The 18,672-nt window shown below is 70.4% G+C and carries 17 protein-coding genes; 9 read left to right on the forward strand and 8 right to left on the reverse strand.

Translation table 11 applies throughout. The features are described from left to right. Nucleotides 1–174 precede the first annotated feature (174 nt). Nucleotides 175–1,149, forward strand: coding sequence for an NAD(P)H-quinone oxidoreductase (locus tag PFX91_RS21255; protein WP_285734579.1), 975 nt, complete (start codon nucleotides 175–177; stop codon nucleotides 1,147–1,149). A gap of 33 nt (nucleotides 1,150–1,182) precedes the next feature. After that, a complete protein-coding gene (locus PFX91_RS21260; RefSeq protein WP_285734580.1) occupies nucleotides 1,183–1,728 on the forward strand; it encodes a bacterial proteasome activator family protein in 546 nt (181 codons plus the stop codon). Between the two features lie 66 nt (nucleotides 1,729–1,794). Here PFX91_RS21260 and serS read toward each other — a convergent pair whose 3' ends face one another. From serS to PFX91_RS21300, 8 genes are all read right to left on the reverse strand, one after another. Then, entirely contained in the window at nucleotides 1,795–3,060 is a 1,266-nt protein-coding gene (serS, locus tag PFX91_RS21265) for a serine--tRNA ligase (RefSeq protein ID WP_285734581.1), read from the reverse strand. A 112-nt stretch (nucleotides 3,061–3,172) separates the two neighbouring features. Continuing rightward, nucleotides 3,173–4,120 carry a prephenate dehydratase gene (gene pheA / locus PFX91_RS21270; RefSeq protein WP_285734582.1) on the reverse strand — a complete coding sequence of 316 codons (948 nt, stop codon included), beginning with the start codon at nucleotides 4,118–4,120 and terminating at the stop codon, nucleotides 3,173–3,175. Between the two features lie 45 nt (nucleotides 4,121–4,165). Next, a complete protein-coding gene (locus tag PFX91_RS21275) occupies nucleotides 4,166–4,873 on the reverse strand; it encodes a DUF4446 family protein (RefSeq protein ID WP_285734583.1) in 708 nt (235 codons plus the stop codon). A 36-nt stretch (nucleotides 4,874–4,909) separates the two neighbouring features. Further along, nucleotides 4,910–5,752 (reverse strand): glycosyltransferase, encoded by an 843-nt coding sequence (locus tag PFX91_RS21280; RefSeq protein WP_285734584.1) that lies wholly within the window; start codon nucleotides 5,750–5,752, stop codon nucleotides 4,910–4,912. A 12-nt stretch (nucleotides 5,753–5,764) separates the two neighbouring features. Next, a complete protein-coding gene (locus PFX91_RS21285; protein ID WP_285734586.1) occupies nucleotides 5,765–6,121 on the reverse strand; it encodes an STAS domain-containing protein in 357 nt (118 codons plus the stop codon). Nucleotides 6,122–6,241: 120 nt separating this feature from the next. Further along, on the reverse strand, nucleotides 6,242–6,832 hold the full coding sequence (locus PFX91_RS21290) for an ATP-binding protein (RefSeq protein ID WP_285734587.1): 591 nt from the start codon (nucleotides 6,830–6,832) through the stop codon (nucleotides 6,242–6,244). Nucleotides 6,833–6,956: 124 nt separating this feature from the next. Continuing rightward, on the reverse strand, nucleotides 6,957–8,954 hold the full coding sequence (locus tag PFX91_RS21295; RefSeq protein ID WP_285734590.1) for a PAS domain S-box protein: 1,998 nt from the start codon (nucleotides 8,952–8,954) through the stop codon (nucleotides 6,957–6,959). Between the two features lie 138 nt (nucleotides 8,955–9,092). Beyond that, on the reverse strand, nucleotides 9,093–9,425 hold the full coding sequence (locus tag PFX91_RS21300; protein WP_285734592.1) for a rhodanese-like domain-containing protein: 333 nt from the start codon (nucleotides 9,423–9,425) through the stop codon (nucleotides 9,093–9,095). 77 nt (nucleotides 9,426–9,502) lie between these two features. Between PFX91_RS21300 and PFX91_RS21305 the strand changes: the two genes are divergently transcribed. The 7 genes from PFX91_RS21305 to PFX91_RS21335 all read left to right on the forward strand — a co-directional run bounded on the left by PFX91_RS21305 (nucleotide 9,503) and on the right by PFX91_RS21335 (nucleotide 18,667). Then, nucleotides 9,503–10,033, forward strand: coding sequence for an SSI family serine proteinase inhibitor (locus tag PFX91_RS21305; RefSeq protein ID WP_285734594.1), 531 nt, complete (start codon nucleotides 9,503–9,505; stop codon nucleotides 10,031–10,033). A 409-nt stretch (nucleotides 10,034–10,442) separates the two neighbouring features. Further along, nucleotides 10,443–12,845, forward strand: coding sequence for a beta-xylosidase/alpha-l-arabinosidase (locus PFX91_RS21310; RefSeq protein WP_285734596.1), 2,403 nt, complete (start codon nucleotides 10,443–10,445; stop codon nucleotides 12,843–12,845). A gap of 186 nt (nucleotides 12,846–13,031) precedes the next feature. Continuing rightward, entirely contained in the window at nucleotides 13,032–14,144 is a 1,113-nt protein-coding gene (locus PFX91_RS21315) for a Gfo/Idh/MocA family protein (protein WP_285734598.1), read from the forward strand. A 70-nt stretch (nucleotides 14,145–14,214) separates the two neighbouring features. Continuing rightward, nucleotides 14,215–15,216, forward strand: coding sequence for an ABC transporter permease (locus PFX91_RS21320; RefSeq protein WP_285734600.1), 1,002 nt, complete (start codon nucleotides 14,215–14,217; stop codon nucleotides 15,214–15,216). A 2-nt stretch (nucleotides 15,217–15,218) separates the two neighbouring features. Further along, nucleotides 15,219–16,436, forward strand: a complete 1,218-nt coding sequence (locus PFX91_RS21325) for an ABC transporter permease (protein ID WP_285734638.1) — start codon at nucleotides 15,219–15,221, stop codon at nucleotides 16,434–16,436. Beyond that, entirely contained in the window at nucleotides 16,414–17,493 is a 1,080-nt protein-coding gene (locus tag PFX91_RS21330) for an ABC transporter ATP-binding protein (protein WP_285734601.1), read from the forward strand. Before PFX91_RS21325 ends, PFX91_RS21330 begins: the two co-directional genes overlap by 23 nt. Then, nucleotides 17,483–18,667, forward strand: coding sequence for an ABC transporter ATP-binding protein (locus PFX91_RS21335; RefSeq protein WP_285734602.1), 1,185 nt, complete (start codon nucleotides 17,483–17,485; stop codon nucleotides 18,665–18,667). The genes PFX91_RS21330 and PFX91_RS21335 overlap by 11 nt, the downstream gene beginning before the upstream one ends. Nucleotides 18,668–18,672: the final 5 nt, after the last annotated feature.

Below are 18,672 nucleotides of genomic sequence, written 5' to 3' on the forward strand. Positions count from 1 at the left end.
GGAGTTCTCCTGCTTCGAGGGGGTGTGCTGTGGAGGGAAGGGGTACCGCAGCGGGGAGAGACGCAAACCGCTCCCTGCGATCAGTCCTACCCTCCCACCGGAGGTGCCTCCCCGGCCAGGAGAGCGGAGCGGTCCGTTGTTGCACGGAAAGCCTCCCCGGGTACTGTCCGACCCATGCACGCGATTCGTATCACCGAGCCAGGAGGCCCTGAGGTCCTGGCCTGGTCCGAAGTCCCCGACCCCGTCCCCGGTGAGGGCGAGGTCCTGATCGACGTGGCCGCCGGCGCGGTCAACCGGGCCGACATCGCCCAGCGCGGCGGTCACTATCCGCCGCCTCCCGGAGCCTCCGAGTACCCGGGTCTGGAGTGCTCGGGGACCGTCTCCGCGCTCGGTCCCGGTACCGAGGACGCGGGGTGGTCCGTCGGCGATCCCGTGTGCGCCCTCCTCTCCGGGGGCGGTTACGCCGAGAAGGTGGCCGTACCGGTGGGCCAGCTGTTGCCGATCCCCCGGGGCGTGGGCCTGGTGGAGGCCGCCGCGCTGCCCGAGGTCGCCTGCACCGTGTGGTCCAACCTGGTGATGGTCGGCGGCCTGCGTTCGGGGGAGACCGTTCTGCTCCACGGCGGAGGCAGCGGCATCGGTACCTTCGCGATCCAGTTCGCGCGGGCACTGGGCGCCCGGGTGGCCGTCACGGCGGGCAGTCGGGAGAAGTTGGAGCGCTGTCGTGAACTCGGTGCCGAGATCACCATCGACTACCGGACGGAGGACTTCGCCGAGCGGGTGCGCGAGGCGGGCGGCGCCGATCTGATCCTCGACATCATGGGCGGTTCCTACCTCGACGCGAACCTGCGTTCCCTTTCCACGAACGGACGTTTGGTGATCATCGGGCTGATGGGCGGTCGCCGGGCGGAGGCCGACCTGGGGCGTATGCTCGCCAAGCGGCTCTCCGTGCACGCGACGACCCTTCGCTCCCGGCCCCTGGACGAAAAAGCGGCCATCGTCTCGGGAGTACTGGAGCAGGTATGGCCGTTGGTAGAAGAAGGAGTCGTTCGTCCCGTCGTCGACCGCTCGATCCCGATGCGGAACGCGGCGGAGGCGCACCGTGTCATGGAAGCGAGCGCGCACACCGGAAAGATCCTTCTGACCCTGTGACGGCGTGCCGGAGACATCTACATAAGGGAACTGATGAGCAGCGCAGAGAACCCGAACGAGCAACCCCAGATCCTGGTCATGGGAACCGACCAGCACGGGGAGACCGGCGAGGACGGTCCTGAGGAGCAGCGCTCCCTCGCGGACATGGTGGAGCAGCCCGCCAAGGTGATGCGGATCGGAAGCATGATCCGTCAGCTCCTGGAGGAGGTGAAGGCCGCTCCGCTGGACGAGGCGAGCCGCAGCCGCCTCAAGGAGATCCACACCTCCTCCATCAAGGAGTTGGAGGACGGTCTGGCCCCCGAGCTGATCGAGGAGCTGGAGAGGCTGACCCTGCCCTTCGCGGACGGCAGTGCCCCCAGCGACGCCGAGCTGCGCATCGCCCAGGCTCAGCTCGTGGGTTGGCTGGAGGGCCTGTTCCACGGAATCCAGACGACGCTCTTCGCCCAGCAGATGGCCGCTCGCGCCCAGCTGGAGAACATGCGCAAGGCCCTGCCCACCGGTATGGCCGGACTTCAGGCCCAGCACCAGCGCCAGGGCTCCTCCGGTGAGGACCGCCCCGGCTCGGGACCGTACCTGTAACACACGAACGAAGGAGCCCGCTCCCCTCTGGGTGCGGGCTCCTTCGGTGTCCGGGCGGTCGACGACCTACTTCCCGACCGGTTCCAGGACCTCCCGGCCCAGGTAGGGCCGCAGCGCCTCGGGGACCACCACGGAACCGTCCTCGCGCTGGTGGTTCTCCAGGATCGCGACGATCCAGCGGGTGGTGGCCAGCGTGCCGTTGAGCGTGGCGGCGAAACGGGGCTTGCCGTCCTCGTCCCGGAAGCGCACGTTGAGGCGTCGCGCCTGGAACTCGGTGCAGTTGGAGGTGGATGTCAGTTCCCGGTAGGTCTCCTGGGTGGGCAGCCACGCCTCGCAGTCGTACTTGCGGGCGGCGCTGGTGCCCAGGTCGCCCGCGGCGATGTCCACCACGCGGTAGGGCAGTTCCAGCTTGTCCAGCATCTCCCGCTCCCAGGCGAGCAGTCGCTTGTGCTCCTCGTGCGCCTGGTCGGGGTGGGTGTAGACGAACATCTCCACCTTGTTGAACTGGTGCACCCGGATGATCCCGCGGGTGTCCTTGCCGTAGGAGCCCGCCTCGCGGCGGAAGCACGGCGACCAGCCGATGTAGCGGTGGGGCAGGGCGTCGGCGGGAAGGATCTCCCCCGCGTGGTACCCGGCCAACGGCACCTCGGAGGTGCCCACCAGGTACAGGTCGTCGGCGGGAAGGTGGTAGACCTCGGCGGAGTGCTCGCCGAGGAAGCCGGTGCCCTCCATCGTCTCGGGCTTGACCAGCACCGGAGGGATCATCGGTGTGAAACCGGCCTGGACCGCCTGGTTCATCGCCATGTTGAGCAGGGCGAGCTCCAGTTGGGCGCCCACGCCCGTCAGGAAGTAGAACCGGGCGCCGGAGACCTTGGCTCCGCGCTCGGTGTCGATGGCGCCGAGCATCTCGCCCAGCTCCAGGTGGTCGCGGGGGGTGAAGTCGAACGTGCGGGGGGTGCCGACGGTCTCCATGACCCGGAAGTCGTCCACGCCCCCCTCGGGCGCGCCCTCCTCCACGAGGTTGGGGACGCCGTGCAGGGCCGCGTCCAGTTCCTCGGCCAGGCGGCCCGCCTCGGCGTCGGCCTCCTTGACCTCGGTGGCCAGCGCCTTGGCCCGGCCCAGGAGCTCTTCACGTTCCTCGGGGGAGGCCTTGGAGACGGACCTGCCCACGCTCTTCTGCTCGGCGCGCAGGTTCTCGAACCGGGTCAGCGCGGAGCGGTGACTGGCGTCGAGCTCGAGCAGGCGGTCCGCGGTGGAGGGGTCCTCCCCACGGGCACGCTGCGAGGCACGGAGTCGTTCGGGGTCTTCTCGAAGAGCGCGAAGGTCGATCACGTCTTGCAGGGTACCGCCCGGGACCTGGGGCACCGACAACTTTTCCACAACCACGCCTCCCGGTGGCGTGGCCGTGCCACGGAAGGGACCGCGAGGTCGCCCGCCGGGGGCTTCAGTCGACCTGGCCGGCCCTGATGCGCGCCAGCCAGCGCTCGGCCTCGGCGAAGTCGGCGTCGGTGGCCGACCGGGGGCGCAGCGGCGGGTCGGACTCGGGGGCCCGCCTGTTGCGCGGGTAGCTGCCCAGGAAGCGCACGTCCCGGCACACCCTGCGGATTCCCATGAGCGCCTCGCCCACCCGGGCGTCGGAGACGTGCCCCTCGGCGTCGATGCAGAAGCAGTAGCTGCCGAGTCCGTCACCGGTGGGTCGCGACTCCAGTCGGGTGAGGTTGACCCCGCGCACGGCGAACTGGTTGAGGAGCTCGATCAGGGCCCCGGGGTGGTCGTCCTGGATGAAGGCGACCACGGAGGTCAGATCCGCTCCGGTGGGCTCGGGCGGTACACCGGGCCGGGACAGGTAGATGAACCTGGTGGCGGCCTCGGAACGGTCGCCGATCCCCGAGGCCAGGGGGCGCAGACCGTACCTCTCGCCGGCGATCACCGCGCAGATGGCGGCGTCGTAGGGCGCTCCCGGCTCGGAGACCGCCCTGGCGGCGGCGGCCGTGGAGGAGACGGTGTGCGCGTCGGCGTTGGGCAGGTTCTGTGCCAGCCAGCCTCGACACTGGGCGAGGGCGTGGGGATGGGTGGCCACCCGCTTGACGTCCTCCAGGCGCGTCCCGTCCTGCGCGAACAGCGTGAACTCCACGGGCACGGCGGTCTCCCCGGTGATGAGCAGGGGAGGCCCGTTGACCAGCTCGGCGATGGTGGCGGTGACGCCTCCCTCCACCGAGTTCTCCAGCGGAACGACGCCACCGTCCACCGCGCCGGACCGGACCGCGTCGAAGACCGACGCGATCCCCTCGCACGGGACGCGGGCCTCTTCGGGTGCCTCCGGTCGCAGGGCGCGCAGGGCCGCTTCGGTGAAGGTGCCCTCAGGGCCGAGGTAGGCGTAGCGGTTGGGCATATCGCCAGGCTATACGGACCCACGTGTCGAACGTGGTCACTCCGCTCATCCCGCGGGGCGACCGGTCGAGGCGTCCGTCCCCACGTCATCGACCTCGGGGGTCTCCTCGTCCGGTTCGTCCTGCTCGTCCTTCCCCTCACCCTGGACCACGGAGACGAAGTCCTCCGAGTCCCCGTCCTCGGGGGCGCTCTCGCTGGGGGAGGGGGCCTCGGCGTCCCGCGCCGTCTCCGTCGCCTTCTCCGTGTCGACCTCGTCGGCGGTCTCGCCGGCGGTCTCGCCGGCGGCGGTCTCCGTCGCCTCATCCGTGGAGGAGGGTCGTTCGGGACGGTTCGGGGCGTCCTCGTTCGCCGAGGCGGCTCCGATGCCCTCGCCCAGACGCGCCGAGCGGACGGCCTTGTACTCCTCGGGACTGAGCATGAGCTCGGACTCGCCACCCACCACCGGCTTGGCGTAGGTCCGTGTCTCGGTGCGTCCGTTGATGGAGGTCAGGACCACGCCGTCGCCCTTGCAGTTGAGCAGTGCCAGGGAGAAGGAACGGGCCCCCGACATACCGTCCAGGGCGTCGTAGTGCAGCAGCGCCACGTCACGGACGGAGAGCGGGTCCACGCCGGAGGCGTCGGCCTCCTGCATCCGCCGCGTCGCCTTCCGGGACTCGCTGTGGCCCGTCCGGGTCCTGGACAGCGCGTACCCGCCGAGTGCGAGCGCGCCCAGACCCGAGAGCATTCCGGTCAAAGCCAGGATCGTAGTGAACACAGAGCGAGCGTATAGCGACTCTGTGGATTCACAGAGCTACTTCGGGTGATTCCTCCAACTCATGTGCCCGACTTTGCGTGCCAGTTGCCGTCCCGCCGTGCCCGCACGCTCCCGTGTCCGCTCCCACCGGCGCCGCGCCGTGGGCCGTAGTTCGCGTACGGCCAGCGCCCTCGCCACGTCCCTGAACTGGCGGGCCCGGTGCAGCTGGGCCCGCAGGTCGGTTCCGGTGGCCCGGTGCTCCAGGGGGACCTCCACCTCCAGCACCCGGAAACCCGCGCGCAGCACGTCGATGGTCAGACCCGTCTCCACGCCGAAACCCGTGGCCAAGGGCCTGGCCGCCTCGAAGGCGTCGCGGGTGAGGCAGCGCTGCCCGTTCAGCGGCTGTTCGGGCTCCCAACCGGTGGCCTTGCGGACGCCTCCGCGGGCCAGACGCACCACGAACCCGTGTCCACCGAGGCGCAGGCGGGTGGCGGGGAAGAGCGCGATGGTCATGTCGGTCTTGCCGTCGGTGACCGGGGCGATGAGCGGGGCCGCGTCCGCGGCCGTGGCCTCCAGGTCGGCGTCCAGGAACAGCAGGTGTCTGGGGGGACGGCCCGATCCGCGGTCGTTCTCCTCGATGAGTCCGACCCCTTCGGCGCCCGTCTCCATCGCCGCGCCCTTGCCGCGGTTACGTCCGTGCCTGAACACGCGGGCCCCGGCGTCGAGGGCGACGTCGGCCGTGCGATCGGTGGAGCCGTCATCGACCACCACGACCAGGTCCACTCCGGGCAGGGTGCGGGCGGCCCTCACCGTCGCGGCGATCCGCGACTCCTCGTTCTTGGCCGCGATCACCACGGCGACCCCGGTCTCCTCCACCTCGCCTTCGCCCTCCCGAAGCACGCGTGTGCGCGGTCAGCGTCCGCCGCCGGTCCCCACGGCCACCGGCAACGCGTCGAGATCGGTGTGGATGACGAACACCTCGTCCAGACCGGTCACCTCCAGGACCTTGGTGACCGCGGGCTTGGGTGCCACGAGTTCCAGTTCGCCGCCCTTGCCGCGGGCACGCTTCATCGCGGAGAGCAGCACGCTGATGCCGGTCGAGTCACAGAACTCCACCCCTGACATGTCGACGAACAGGCGCCGCGCTCCACCCTCCAGGGCTCCGACGAGTTCGCCGCGCAACTGGGGTGCCGTGTACAGGTCGATCTCTCCGCCGACGGTTACCACCGCGACGTCTTCCCGAGACCGGCTTGATATCTTCAACTCCACAGTCGTGACTGTAGCGGCCGGGCCGACCCTCGGCCAGCGCGGTGACGGTGTTTCGCCGCATCGGCGACGATCCCACGGACGACGCCGCGCGACGCCCGCCAGGAGCGACTCGCGGGGGGCTCAGCCCAGGGCGCTCCACGCCCGGGAGTCCCCGCGCAGGGGCAGACGCAGCGCGACGACGTCCGCCGACTCCGGACAGGCGTCCAGTCCGAACCTCTCGGTCAGGTCCTCGGGCTCTTTGGTGGAGATCTCCAGGACCGCCCACACCTTGGTGGTCGTGGCGTCCATCTCCGTGCCCCACCGTCCGGACAGGGACTGGACGATGCCCAGCCCGCGGCCTCCCAGTCCCGACGCGGAGGGACGGGCCACGCGGGGCATGGTGCTGGACCCGCCGTCACGTACCGCGATCTCCACCCAACCGCCGGAACGCGCGCCGCGGTCCACCTCCGCCCGCCAGGACACCCCGACGCTGTTCTCGGGGTTGCCGGGGGTGGGCAGGGGTCTGGCGTGGCGCAGGGCGTTGCTGACCAGCTCGCTGAGGATGAGGGCCGCGTCGTCGACGCGGTCCTCACCGATCTCCATGGCGCGCAGGTCATGACACAACCGCTGCCTGGCCTCGCTCACGCTGGCGGGGACGTAGGGGAGTGCGACGCTCCGTTCGACCTTGTGCGGACGGTCCCTGGCATCGGGTGGAGTGTGATCTCCTGACACGTTGAATCCCTGCGCGTTCGTACTTTCTCGGGCCAGTCCGGAACCCGCCCGGTGTGTGGCAGCGAATTCCACCAGGGGTGGAAATGCCCCGATCGCCCTGGCAGGAAACCCAACGCGAGACGAATCACCGTGAACGACTCGCCCGAGAACGCGGGGATCCCTGTCGTGATGGGGCTTGTGATGCCGATGTGTTCTTTGGTGAATCCTGGAAAGCCGATCGCCCCAAGGAGGACTCGACCCGTGTAGGGGTCCGTTGGGGGGAGGACGGATCGTCCCGAGGGTGGAGCGGCACCGTGAAGCGCATGCGCGCGCCGCGTTCGAGCCGGTGCGCGGTGACGTCCCCGCCCTGGTCACGGGCCAGTTGACGCACGATGTACAAGCCGAGGCCGAGCCCGCCGAAACCGGAGTCGTCACCGCGTATCCCGGCCTGGACGAAGCGGTCGAAGATCCTCTCCTCGTCGCCGGCTCGCAGTCCCACGCCCTCGTCGTCGACCATGACCGCGACGACGTCGCCCTCCCGTCGGGCGCTGACACGCACGCGACCGCCCTCGGGGGAGAACTTCAGGGCGTTCTCCAGCAGCTGGTCCATGATCATGCCCGTGGCCAGCGGGTCGCCCGCGGTGGGAGGAAGCGACGGCAGGTCCTCCAGCGCGACGTCGTGCCGGTCCGACAGGGGCCGGAAGGCGTTGATCGCCTGTCTCAGGACCTCGGCCAGGTCGAAACGGTCCCTGCTGACCCGCAGATCACCGCGTGCCACGTCAGAGCCCAGTTGCAGTCGTTCCACCAACGTGGCCAGGACCGAGGAGCGCTCGGCGATGGTCCCCACCGCCTTGTACTGCGCCTCGGGGGTGAGCCGGGACCACTTGCGCAACAGCGTGGTGGCGTAACCGTGGATGACGGTGATGGGTGTGCGCAGCTCGTGGCCGCTCGTGGCCAGGAAGGCCTCGCGTTCGTCCTCCATGGCCTTCTGCGCGGTGATGTCGCGAAAGTCCACGACCCACTCGTGGGTGCGGGGGATCCACGCCATGAGGATCTCCAGCCAACGGCCGTCCTTGAGCTGGTGTTTGACCGGTTGCCCGTGGCAGGCGGGCAGGGGGAAGGGAGGGTGACGGCCCTCCACCACCTCGGTCCGGTATCCGGTGAGCTCCACCGCCGAGCGGTTCCACTTGCGCACCCGTCCGCCGAAGTCGAGTACGGCGATCCCGTCGGCGCTGGAGTCGGCCACCGCCTGTTCGTGGACACGCTGACGGTTGAGCTCCTCGTAGGCCAGCGCGTTGCCGATGGCCACTCCGGCGTGCGCCGCCAGGAGTTCGAGCAGCTCCAGTTCGACGTGCCCGACCTTGCGCCGGCTGTAGAGGGCGTGGAGGGCTCCGTAGGGACGCCCGTGCACGTGGGACACGCCCAGGGCGATGGTGTGCAGTCCCGGCAGGTCCGCCCAGACCAGGTCCTGGAGACCGCGGGTGTCCTCGTTGGCCAGCAGTACGGACTTGCCACTGCGCAGCAGCTCACCGAACAGGCTGTCGTCCAAGGAGGCGCTGAACCCCCGGAGTTCCTCGGAGAGTTCGGAGATGCTCACCAGCTCCACGCGGTCCTCGTTGAGCAGGACGAAGCCTCCGGCGTCCGCGCCGGTGAGTTCGGTGATACCGCGGGAGATGCGGTCCAGGACGGTCTTGAGGCTGAGGTCGGCGTTGATGTCGACGACCACGTCGGTGAGTCGGCGTACCAGGCGGGCCCGCTCCATGGCCGAGGAGTGGGCCTGCACGTCGCTGTCGGAGGGGTAGAGGTTGAGCACCCACCCCGCGACCCCGCCGCCCTCGTCCGGCACGCGGTTGGTGTTGATCCGCACGTCGATGACGGCGCCGTCCTTACGTACACGGCGTGTGTGGATGGTCAGCGGGGTCCCTGTGCGCACGTGTTCGAGCACCGCGCCGTGCTCGGCCTTCAGCTCGGCGGGAACGATCGGCAGTTCGCCTCCGAGCACCTCCTCCGCGCGCCAGCCGAACAGTTTCTCGGCGGCGGGGTTCCACAGGGCGACCCGGAGTTCACTGTCGACACAGACCACCGCATCCGCTGAGGAGGCCAGCACGGCTTCGGCGCTGAGGGGCGCGCGCTCGGAACTCACGACGTCATAGTGCCACTAGCCGGCGCCCCGAGGGCAGGGCTTTGCGCAATCGGCGTCGATTCGCCGACATCGGGTGAGGTTCCGTGACCCTCTCCGGGGCGGCCGGCTCCCGAACACGGGTGGACGGGACGAGAAGCCCTAGATCACCCGTGGCTCCACACCGGCCTCTCCCGCCATCCGCCGTCCCGCGTGCTGCCAGGCCTGCATGCCACCGGCGACGTTGACCGAGTCCCACCCCGCCTGGTTCAGCGCGGCGGCGGCCTGGGCGGAGCGTCCGCCCGCGCGGCAGATGACGTAGACGCGCCGGTCCTTGGGCACCTCGACCGCACGCTGCCCCAGCTCGCCGAGGGGGATGTGCGTGGCGTCGGGCGCGTGGCCCGCGTTCCACTCGTCGTCCTCGCGGACATCGAGCAGGTAGGCGCCCTCGGGCACCTCGGTGACGCCGACCTCCGGAACGCTGTTGCCGAACATGTGACCCCCTGTGTCTGTGTACTTCGGAAAATGTGAGGAAACGGGAACCCCAGCGGAACCCGCCACGTCTGAACCGTATGGCTGAGTACACCTTCGCGGCATCCCTGCCGACCCGCCTCGCCGCTCTCGCAGCCCTTGGCCTGCTCGTCACGGCCTGCGGCAACGAGCCCACCGGGGTGGACACCCCGACATCCGAGTCCGAACAGTCCGACGGCAACGAAGATTCCCCCGACTCCTCCACCGGGGAGGCCTCCGAGGAGGAGGGCGGCGAAGCCGACGTGCGGTTGACGATCGAGCGTTCGCTGAGCGACGACGAGAGTCTCGCTCCTGAGGAGGGTTACGAGGAGGGGGTGTGGACCCTGACGTGCGGCCCCGAGGGCGGTGACCACCCCGACGCCGAGGCCGCGTGCGCCCAGATCGAGGAGACCGGCACCGAACCCTTCGTCCTCGACACCTCCGACATGATGTGCACCATGCAGGTGGGCGGACCCGAGGTCGTCCACGTGACCGGTCACGTGGACGGAACCGAGGTCGACACCGAGTTCAACAAGCTCAACGGCTGCGAGATCAGCCGCTTCGAGAGCGTGGAGAAGGTCCTCGCCCCCTGATCGGGGACGTCGATCGCGTGCGAGGGGGAGTCCCGGGCCTGAGGTCCGGGACTCCCCCTTTTCGGCGCTTCCGGACACCGAGGTCGTCGGTGCCCCGTCTCTTCTCCGACCGGTCAACACAGCTGATCAGGGGTATGTCGAAACTTTCGAGCGGCAAACGCTTCCCGAAGAACACTTCGACGAAACCACGTATTTTCTCACCAGCGAAAACCCCTTGCCTTTCCTGGGCACACCGGCGTCGTGTGACTTATCTCTCGCCAAGGGGTTGACCAGGTCACCGCGAATACGTACATTCTCGATCAGTAAGTTTCGCTGTTAATGTCGAAAGTTTCGAATGTCGAGTGTACGCGACCCTCCACCCCTGGTTCCTCCCCGCACCCTCACCGAGCACAAGAAAGGCCCCTTTCACATGACCGGACCCTCTGACCACGTCGCCGGGCGGGAGAGCCCCGACGACGGTTGGCGCGATCCCTCACTTCCAGCCGCGGAGCGGGTCGAGCGACTGCTGGGGTTGATGACCCTGGAGGAGAAGGTCGCCCAGTTGCACGGTGTGTGGGTGAGCGCGAGCTCCTCCGGAGAGTCCGTCGCACCGCACCAGCACGACCTCACCCAGGACCCGCCCGCGTGGGAGAAGGTGATCGAGCACGGCCTCGGTCAGCTGACCCGCTCCTTCGGCACGGTCCCCGTGGAACCCGCCGCGGGACGGGCCTCCCTGGCCCGCAGCCAGCGCGAGATCATGGACGCCAACCGCTTCGGTATCCCGGCCGTGGCCCACGAGGAGTGCCTGGCCGGGTTCGCCGCCTGGTCGGCGACCATCTACCCCATCCCCCTCGCCTGGGGCGCCGGCTTCGACCCCGACCTCGTCGAGCGCATGGCCGCCCAGATCGGCGAGAGCATGCGCTCGGTCGGCGTCCACCAAGGTCTGGCCCCCGTCCTGGACGTGGCGCGCGACCCCAGGTGGGGCCGCACCGAGGAGACCATCGGCGAGGACCCCCACCTGGTGGCGACAGTGGGCACCGCCTACGTACGCGGCCTCCAGTCCTCGGGGATCGTGGCCACCCTCAAGCACTTCGTGGGCTACTCGGCCTCACGCGGCGGTCGCAACCTGGCCCCGGTCTCCGTCGGTCCCCGCGAGACCGCCGACGTACTGCTTCCGCCCTTCGAGATGGCCCTGCGCGAGGGTCGCGCCAAATCGGTCATGCACGCCTACAACGACAACGACGGCCTGCCGGCCGCCGCCGACACCGGGCTGCTCACCCACCTGTTGCGCGACCGGTGGGGCTTCGAGGGCACCGTGGTCGCCGACTACTTCGGCATCACCTTCCTCCAGACCCTGCACCACCTCGCCGACTCCCCCGAACGGGCCGGGGCCCTGGCCCTGAACGCGGGCGTGGACGTGGAGCTGCCCACGGTGCACTGCTACGGCGAACGTCTCACCGGCATGGTCCGCTCCGGCCAGGTGCCCGAGGAACTGGTCGACAGGGCCGCGCGACGCGTCCTGCTCCAAAAGTGCGAACTGGGACTGCTCGACTCCGGATGGACCCCCGAGCCGGAGGACCCCGACTCCCCGGTGGACCTGGACCCCGCCGAGCACCGAGCGCTGGCCCGCACCCTCGCCGAGCGCTCCGTGGTGTTGCTGTCCAACCCCCGCGACGTGCTCCCCCTGTCGGGCGTCGCGGACCTCGCCCTGGTGGGGCCGCTCGCCGACACCTTCGAGGCCGTGCTCGGCTGCTACTCCTTCCCCGCGCACGTGGGCAGGCGTCATCCCGAATCCCCCGTCGGCGTCGAGATCCCCACGTTGCTGGAGGCCCTGCGCGCCGAACTGCCCCGTACCCGCGTGGCGCACGCGGAGGGGTGCTCGGTGGACGGCGCCTCCACCGAGGGGTTCGACGAGGCGGTACGGGCCGCCACCGGCGCCGAGGTGTGCGTGGCCGTGGTCGGGGACCGCTCCGACCTGTTCGGCCGAGGGACCTCCGGAGAGGGCTGTGACGTGGAGGACCTGCGCCTTCCCGGTGTGCAGCAGGAACTCCTGGAGGCCCTCGTCGACACGGGCACCCCCGTCGTCGCGGTGGTGGTGTCCGGACGCCCCTACGCGCTCGGCGAGGTGGGCGACCGCCTCGCCGCCGTCGTCCAGGCCTTCCTGCCCGGTGAGGAGGGCATGCCCGCCGTGGCCGGGGTGCTCTCCGGCCGGGTCAACCCCAGTGGGCGTCTTCCGGTGTCCATGCCGCGCGGGTCGGGCGCCCAGCCCACCACCTACCTCGGCCCCGACCTGGCCCATCGCAGCGACGTGAGCTCGGTCGACCCCACCCCGCTCCACCCCTTCGGCCACGGACTGTCCTACACCCGGTTCGTCTGGGAGGACCCGCGCGTGGACGGGCGTGCCCTCCTTCCGGAGGAGGTGTCCGTGATCGGCACCGACGGCGAGATCACCGTCGGCTGCACCGTCCGCAACGTCGGCGACCGTGCGGGCACCGAGGTCGTCCAGCTCTACCTGCACGATCCCGTCGCCCGGATCGCCCTGCCCCGCAGGCGTCTCATCGGTTACGCACGGGTGAGCCTGGAGGCGGGCGAGGCCCGGGCACTGGACTTCACCGTGCACGCGGACCTGTCCTCCTACACCGGGCCGGACGGTGAGCGCGTGGTCGATCCCGGCCGTCTGGAACTGCTGCTGTCCGCCTCCAGCCAGGACGTCAGACACACGGTCCCCGTGCGGCTCGACGGCCCCGCACGCGTGGTGGACCACACCCGCCGCCTGACGTGCGAGGTCCACCTCGATCCCGTCGACGACAAGGAGGTGCTCACACGCGGATGAGCAGGACCCTCCGGGGCGCTCCGCCGTCTCCCACCCTCCCCTGACGGGGCCTCCGGGCGTCTGCCCGTCAGACGCCCGGGGCGTCCCACGGGCGTCAGGCAAGCGCTTACCAACAGAATCCGGCCCCGCGTCCCCAGGCTCCTCGCCACCCACCCCCCACCCCCCGCTGACAGAGGAGAACGACACATGAGCCCCCCTCCGACGGTCTCCGGCCCCACCGGCCCGGTCCGCGTCGCCCTCGTGGGCACCGGGAACATCGCCCGTTTCCACGCCTCGGCACTGGCCTCCCTCCCCGAGCAGGCCGAGATCGTCGCCGCGGTCGACGTCGACACCGAGGTCCTCACCGCCTTCCGCTCCCGGTTCGCCATCCCCGCGGGATACACCGACCTGTCCGCGATGCTGGAGGACCAACGCCCCGAACTGGTGCACGTGTGCACGCCACCGGGCCTGCACCTGCCCCAGGTCCAGACCTGTCTGGGGGCCGGCGCCTCCGTACTGGTGGAGAAACCCCCGGCGCTGAGCCTGGCCGAGGCCGAGAAGATGGCGGCGGCCGAGGGCGGCGAGGGCGGGCCGTGGCTGGCCACCGTGTTCCAACACCGCTTCGGCTCGGGGGCCCGCCGGGTGCGCGCGCTGGCCGACGCCGGCGTCCTCGGACGCCCGCTGGTGGCGGCCTGCCACACCACGTGGTTCAGACCGCAGGAGTACTTCGACGTGCCCTGGCGCGGCAGGTGGGAGACCGAGGGCGGCGGCCCGACCATGGGGCACGGGATCCACCAGATGGACCTGTTGCTGTCCCTGTTGGGCGAGTGGACGGAGGTGTCGGCGACCGCCCGCCGCCAGGCACGCGACGTCGAGACCGAGGACGTCTCCCTGGCCCGCGTGGACTTCGCCGGCGGGGCGGTGGCCAGTGTGGTCAACAGCCTGGTCTCGCCCCAGGAGGAGAGCCGCATCCGGATCGACTACGAACGGGCCACCGTCGAACTGGTCCACCTGTACGGCTACGGCGACTCCGACTGGCGGATCACCCCCGCGCCCGGGTTCGAGGAGGAGATCACCACCGCCTGGGAGAGCGGCGAACGGGGGACCGACAGCGGACACCACGCCCAGATCACCCAGGTGCTGACCGCCTTACGCCAGGGCACCGCCCCGCCGGTGACCTCCGCCGAGTCGCTGCGGACGATGCGCCTGGTCGCGGGCGTCTACGCCTCCTCCTTCGGCGGACGTCCCGTCACCCCCGCCGACCTGGGACCGGAGTCGCCGTTCCACGCCCGCATGGACGGTGGAGGCGTCCGATGGTGACACCGCGCCCGCGGGCGCCTCTCCACCCGAGCGGGGGCCGTCGGAAGACGGCCCCCACGAGGGGGACGCCATGCGCCGCTACGTGATCCGCCGCCTGCTGTACATGGTCCCGACCCTGTTCGCCATCTCGCTCGTGGCGTTCCTGGTGATCCAACTGCCCCCCGGCAACTTCCTGACCGCCTACATCGCCCAGCTGTCCGCCCAGGGGCAAGGGGTGGACAACGCGCAGATCCGTGCGCTGGAGGAGCGGTACGGGCTCAACGACCCCTTCTTCGTCCAGTACTGGCGCTGGATCTCCGGGATCCTCCTGCACGGCGACTTCGGCCAGTCCTTCCAGTACCACCGCCCGGTGGCCGACCTGATGTGGGACCGGATCGGCCTCACCCTGGTCCTGGCCGTGTCCACACTGCTGCTGAGCTGGGCGATCGCCTTCCCCCTCGGGGTGTACTCGGCGGTGCGCCAGTACTCCCTCGGCGACTACGCCGTGACCTTCGTCGGATTCGTCGGACTGGCCACCCCGAACTTCATGCTCGCCCTGATCTTCGCCTGGGTGTCCTTCCGCTACTTCGGTCAGAGCGTGGGCGGCATCGTCTCGCGCGAGTACGTCGACGCCGCCTGGAACCTCGGCAAGGTCCTGGACGTGGTCTCCAACCTGTGGATCCCGGTCCTGATCATCGGCACGGCGGGCACGGCTGCGCTCATCCGGGTGCTGCGGGCCAACCTCCTGGACGAACTGCGCAAGCCCTACGTCACCACCGCCCGCGCCAAGGGCCTGCCCGAGTGGCGAGTCATCCTCAAGTACCCCGTACGCATGGCGCTCAGCCCCTTCATCAGCACCATCGGTTGGATCCTGCCCACCCTCGTGGGCGGCGAGGTGCTGGTCTCCATCGTGCTGAGCCTGGAGACGACCGGGCCGCTCCTGGTCGAGTCCCTGCGCAACCAGGACATGTACCTGGCCGGAAGCGTCATCCTCGTCCTCGGCGCGCTGACGGTCATCGGCACCCTGCTCTCCGACCTGCTCCTGGCCTGGTGGGACCCGCGTATCCGCTACCAACACATGGAGAGGGTGTGACCATGGGACCGTCGCCCGAACACCCCCCGCTCCCCGCGAGAGGATCCGACGCCGCCCCCGAGGCCCCCGGCACGACGACCACCGAGGAGAGCCGGACGGACCTTCCCGGTGACGTGCCCCAGCGGGTGCTGGTCTGGCGGCGTTTCCGCCGCAACAGGCCGGCCGTCGCCGGTGCGCTCGTCCTGTGCGTGCTCGTCCTGGTGTCGATCTTCTCCGAGTTCCTCGCGCCCGGCACACCGGGCGCCTACAACGCCGACCGCACCTACGCCCCACCCCAGCGGCTCCACTTCGTGGACACCTCCGACGGCTTCGACCTGGGCATGTACGTGTACGACTACGAGGTGGAACGCGACCCCGAGACGCTCGCCAACACCTACACCGTCGACGAGTCCGCCAAGATCCCGGTCGGCCTGTTCGTGCGCGGCCGACCCTACGAGATGTGGGGCCTGTTCCCCGGCGACCTCCACCTGATCGGCGCCAAGGACCCCGACCAGGACGTGTACCTGTTGGGCGCCGACCGCAACGGGCGCGACATGGCCTCCCGGATCGTCTACGGCACCCGGGTGTCGATGTCCATCGGTCTGGCCGGGGTGGCCCTGTCCTTCGTCCTCGGACTCGTGCTCGGCGGACTCTCGGGCTACCTAGGCGGACGTGTGGACAACGGCATCCAACGCGTCATCGAGTTCCTGATGTCCATCCCCACGATCCCGCTGTGGATGGGACTCTCCGCGGCCGTTCCCCGTGACTGGGGCGCGATCCAGACCTACCTGGCCATCACCGTGATCCTCTCGCTCATCGGCTGGACCGACCTGGCGCGTGTGGTGCGCGGCCGTTTCCTCTCCCTGCGCCAGGAGGACTTCGTGACGGCCGCGCGGCTGGACGGGTGCGGCACCGGCCGGGTCATCGGCCGCCACATGCTGCCGTCCTTCACCAGCCACATCATCGCCTCCCTGACCCTGGCGGTGCCGTTCATGATCCTGGCCGAGACCTCTTTGTCCTTCCTCGGCCTGGGACTCCAGGCACCGGTCGTGAGCTGGGGCGTGCTCCTCCAGGAGGCGCAGAACATCCACTCGATCGCCAACGCGCCCTGGCTCCTGTTGCCAGGGGCCGCGGTGACGGTGGCGGTCCTGGTGCTCAACTTCGTCGGCGACGGTGTCCGCGACGCCGCCGACCCCTACAGCCAGGGAGGTGGTCGCCTTGGCGACCGGAACCCGCGGTGACGTGGTCCTGGACATCAGGGGCCTGCGCACGCACTTCTTCACCGACGACTCCGTGATCCGGGCCGTGGACGGCGCCGACCTGGCGGTCCGCAGGGGCGGCACGCTGTGCGTGGTGGGCGAGAGCGGCTGCGGCAAGAGCGCCATGGCCCGCTCGGTGCTGCAACTGGTCGAACCGCCCGGCAGGGTGGTGGGCGGTCGGATCCTGCTGTATCCGTCCGAGGGCGCCGACGACCCCGTGGACCTGGCGTCCCTGCACCCCACCGGCAGGCGCATCCGCGCGGTCCGCGGCCGTGAGGTGGCCATGGTCTTCCAAGAGCCCATGTCCTCACTGTCCCTGGTGCACACCGTCGGCGACCAGATCGGCGAGTCCCTGCGCGTGCACCACGGCATGTCGCGCCGAGACGCCCGTGGGCGCGCCGTCGAACTCCTCGACCGCGTGCGCGTCCCCGGCTCCGCACGCGTCGTGGACTCCTATCCCTTCCAGCTCTCCGGAGGGATGCGCCAACGGGTGATGATCGCGATGGCGCTGGCCTGCGGGCCCCGCGTCCTGGTCGCCGACGAACCCACCACCGCGCTGGACGTCACCACACAGGCGCAGATCCTCGACCTGTTCGACGACCTGCGCCGCGACACCGGCATGGGCGTGCTCTTCATCACCCACGACATGGGCGTGGTCGCCGAGATCGCCGACGAGGTCGCCGTCATGTACCTGGGCACGGTGGTCGAACAGGGACCCGTGGACGAGATCTTCCACGATCCCCGCCACCCCTACACCCGGGCCCTGTTGGAGGCCGTGCCCAGGATCGGCGTGCCCCGGTCACGCCGCCTGCCCACCATCAGGGGCGCGGTCCCCGCTCCCGGCACCCGGCCCACCGGTTGTGTGTTCCGCACCCGGTGCCCCGAGGCCGTGGAGGGGTTGTGCGACACCACCGTTCCCCCCGTCACGGTGCCGGGCCCCGGCCGCCGCGTGCGCTGCCTCCTCCAGGAGGGCCCCGCGGACGGCACCACCGGGGAAGAGACCACCCCGACCGGTGAGGAGAGCGTCCATGTCGACTGAGACCCCGGCCGGCGCACCGGCCCCCGTATCGCCCCAGGCCCAAGACCCTCCCACCGACGAAAGAGCCGCGGAGCGAAGGACCGAACCCGTTCTGAGCGTCCGCGGACTGGAGGTGGCCTACCCCCTCCGCGGACGGCGCCTCGCCGGCCGCCACCGCCACGTGCGGGCCGTGGCCGGGGTGGACCTGGACGTGCACCAGGGCGAGACCCTCGGCCTGGTCGGGGAGTCCGGATGCGGCAAGACCACCCTGGGGTCGAGCATCATGCGGGCCCGACCGGAGGCCTCCGGGAGCATCCGCTACCGCGCCGCCGACGGCCGTGTCCTGGACGCCCTGGCGCTCTCCTCCGCCGACGCCGCCGTCTACCGGCGCGAGGTGCGGATGGTCTTCCAGGACCCGCAGTCCTCCCTCAACCCGCGGATGACCCTGCGCGACATCGTGGGCGAGCCCCTGCGCATGCTGCTGGGCCTGCGCGGGCGGGAGCTGGAGGCACGTGTCCGCGAGACCATGGAGCGGGTCGGGCTGCACCCCGACCACCTGCGCCGCTACCCGCACGCCTTCTCCGGCGGCCAGCGCCAACGGGTGAGCATCGCCCGCGCGCTGGTCCCCGGACCACGTCTGGTCGTGGCCGACGAGGCGGTCAGCGCCCTGGACACCTCCGTGCGCTCCCAGATCCTCAACCTGCTCCAGGACCTCCAGGACGAACTGGGCCTGACCTACCTGTTCGTCTCCCACGACCTGTCGGTGGTCGAGCACGTGTGCGACCGGGTCGCGGTCATGTACCTGGGGCGGATCGTGGAGGTGGCGCCCACCGGCGAACTGTTCGCCGGGCCGCTGCACCCCTACACCGAGGCGCTGATCTCCGCGGTGCCCATCCCCGACCCCCGACTGCGCGGCACCCGCGAACGCGTACGGCTCACCGGCGAGGTGCCCGACCCCTCGCAGCCGCCGTCGGGCTGCCCCTTCCATCCCCGGTGCCGGTACGCCACCGACCTGTGCGCCACCGAGGAGCCCGCACCGCGTGAGGCCGCTCCGGGCCGCACGGTGGCCTGTCACCACGCCGAGAGTCTCGACCTGACCGGGATCCTCGGCCCCGTCGCGTCCGACGCCTCCGGCGTCGACCTCCCGACCCGCACCAGGCGGGAACCCCCCACGAGGCAGGAGAAGGACACATGAGACAG

Origin of the sequence: Nocardiopsis sp. ATB16-24, assembly GCF_030271535.1 — a bacterium.
Classification (GTDB): domain Bacteria; phylum Actinomycetota; class Actinomycetes; order Streptosporangiales; family Streptosporangiaceae; genus Nocardiopsis.

Excerpts from the sequence above, each read along its gene's own strand:
- PFX91_RS21255 (WP_285734579.1), top strand. The coding sequence starts at position 175 with ATGCACGCGATTCGTATCACCGAGCCAGGAGGCCCTGAGGTCCTGGCC.
- PFX91_RS21260 (WP_285734580.1), top strand. The coding sequence starts at position 1,183 with ATGAGCAGCGCAGAGAACCCGAACGAGCAACCCCAGATCCTGGTCATG.
- pheA (WP_285734582.1), bottom strand. The coding sequence starts at position 4,120 with ATGCCCAACCGCTACGCCTACCTCGGCCCTGAGGGCACCTTCACCGAA.
- PFX91_RS21300 (WP_285734592.1), bottom strand. The coding sequence starts at position 9,425 with ATGTTCGGCAACAGCGTTCCGGAGGTCGGCGTCACCGAGGTGCCCGAG.
- PFX91_RS21305 (WP_285734594.1), top strand. The coding sequence starts at position 9,503 with ATGGCTGAGTACACCTTCGCGGCATCCCTGCCGACCCGCCTCGCCGCT.
- PFX91_RS21310 (WP_285734596.1), top strand. The coding sequence starts at position 10,443 with ATGACCGGACCCTCTGACCACGTCGCCGGGCGGGAGAGCCCCGACGAC.
- PFX91_RS21315 (WP_285734598.1), top strand. The coding sequence starts at position 13,032 with ATGAGCCCCCCTCCGACGGTCTCCGGCCCCACCGGCCCGGTCCGCGTC.
- PFX91_RS21320 (WP_285734600.1), top strand. The coding sequence starts at position 14,215 with ATGCGCCGCTACGTGATCCGCCGCCTGCTGTACATGGTCCCGACCCTG.
- PFX91_RS21325 (WP_285734638.1), top strand. The coding sequence starts at position 15,219 with ATGGGACCGTCGCCCGAACACCCCCCGCTCCCCGCGAGAGGATCCGAC.
- PFX91_RS21335 (WP_285734602.1), top strand. The coding sequence starts at position 17,483 with ATGTCGACTGAGACCCCGGCCGGCGCACCGGCCCCCGTATCGCCCCAG.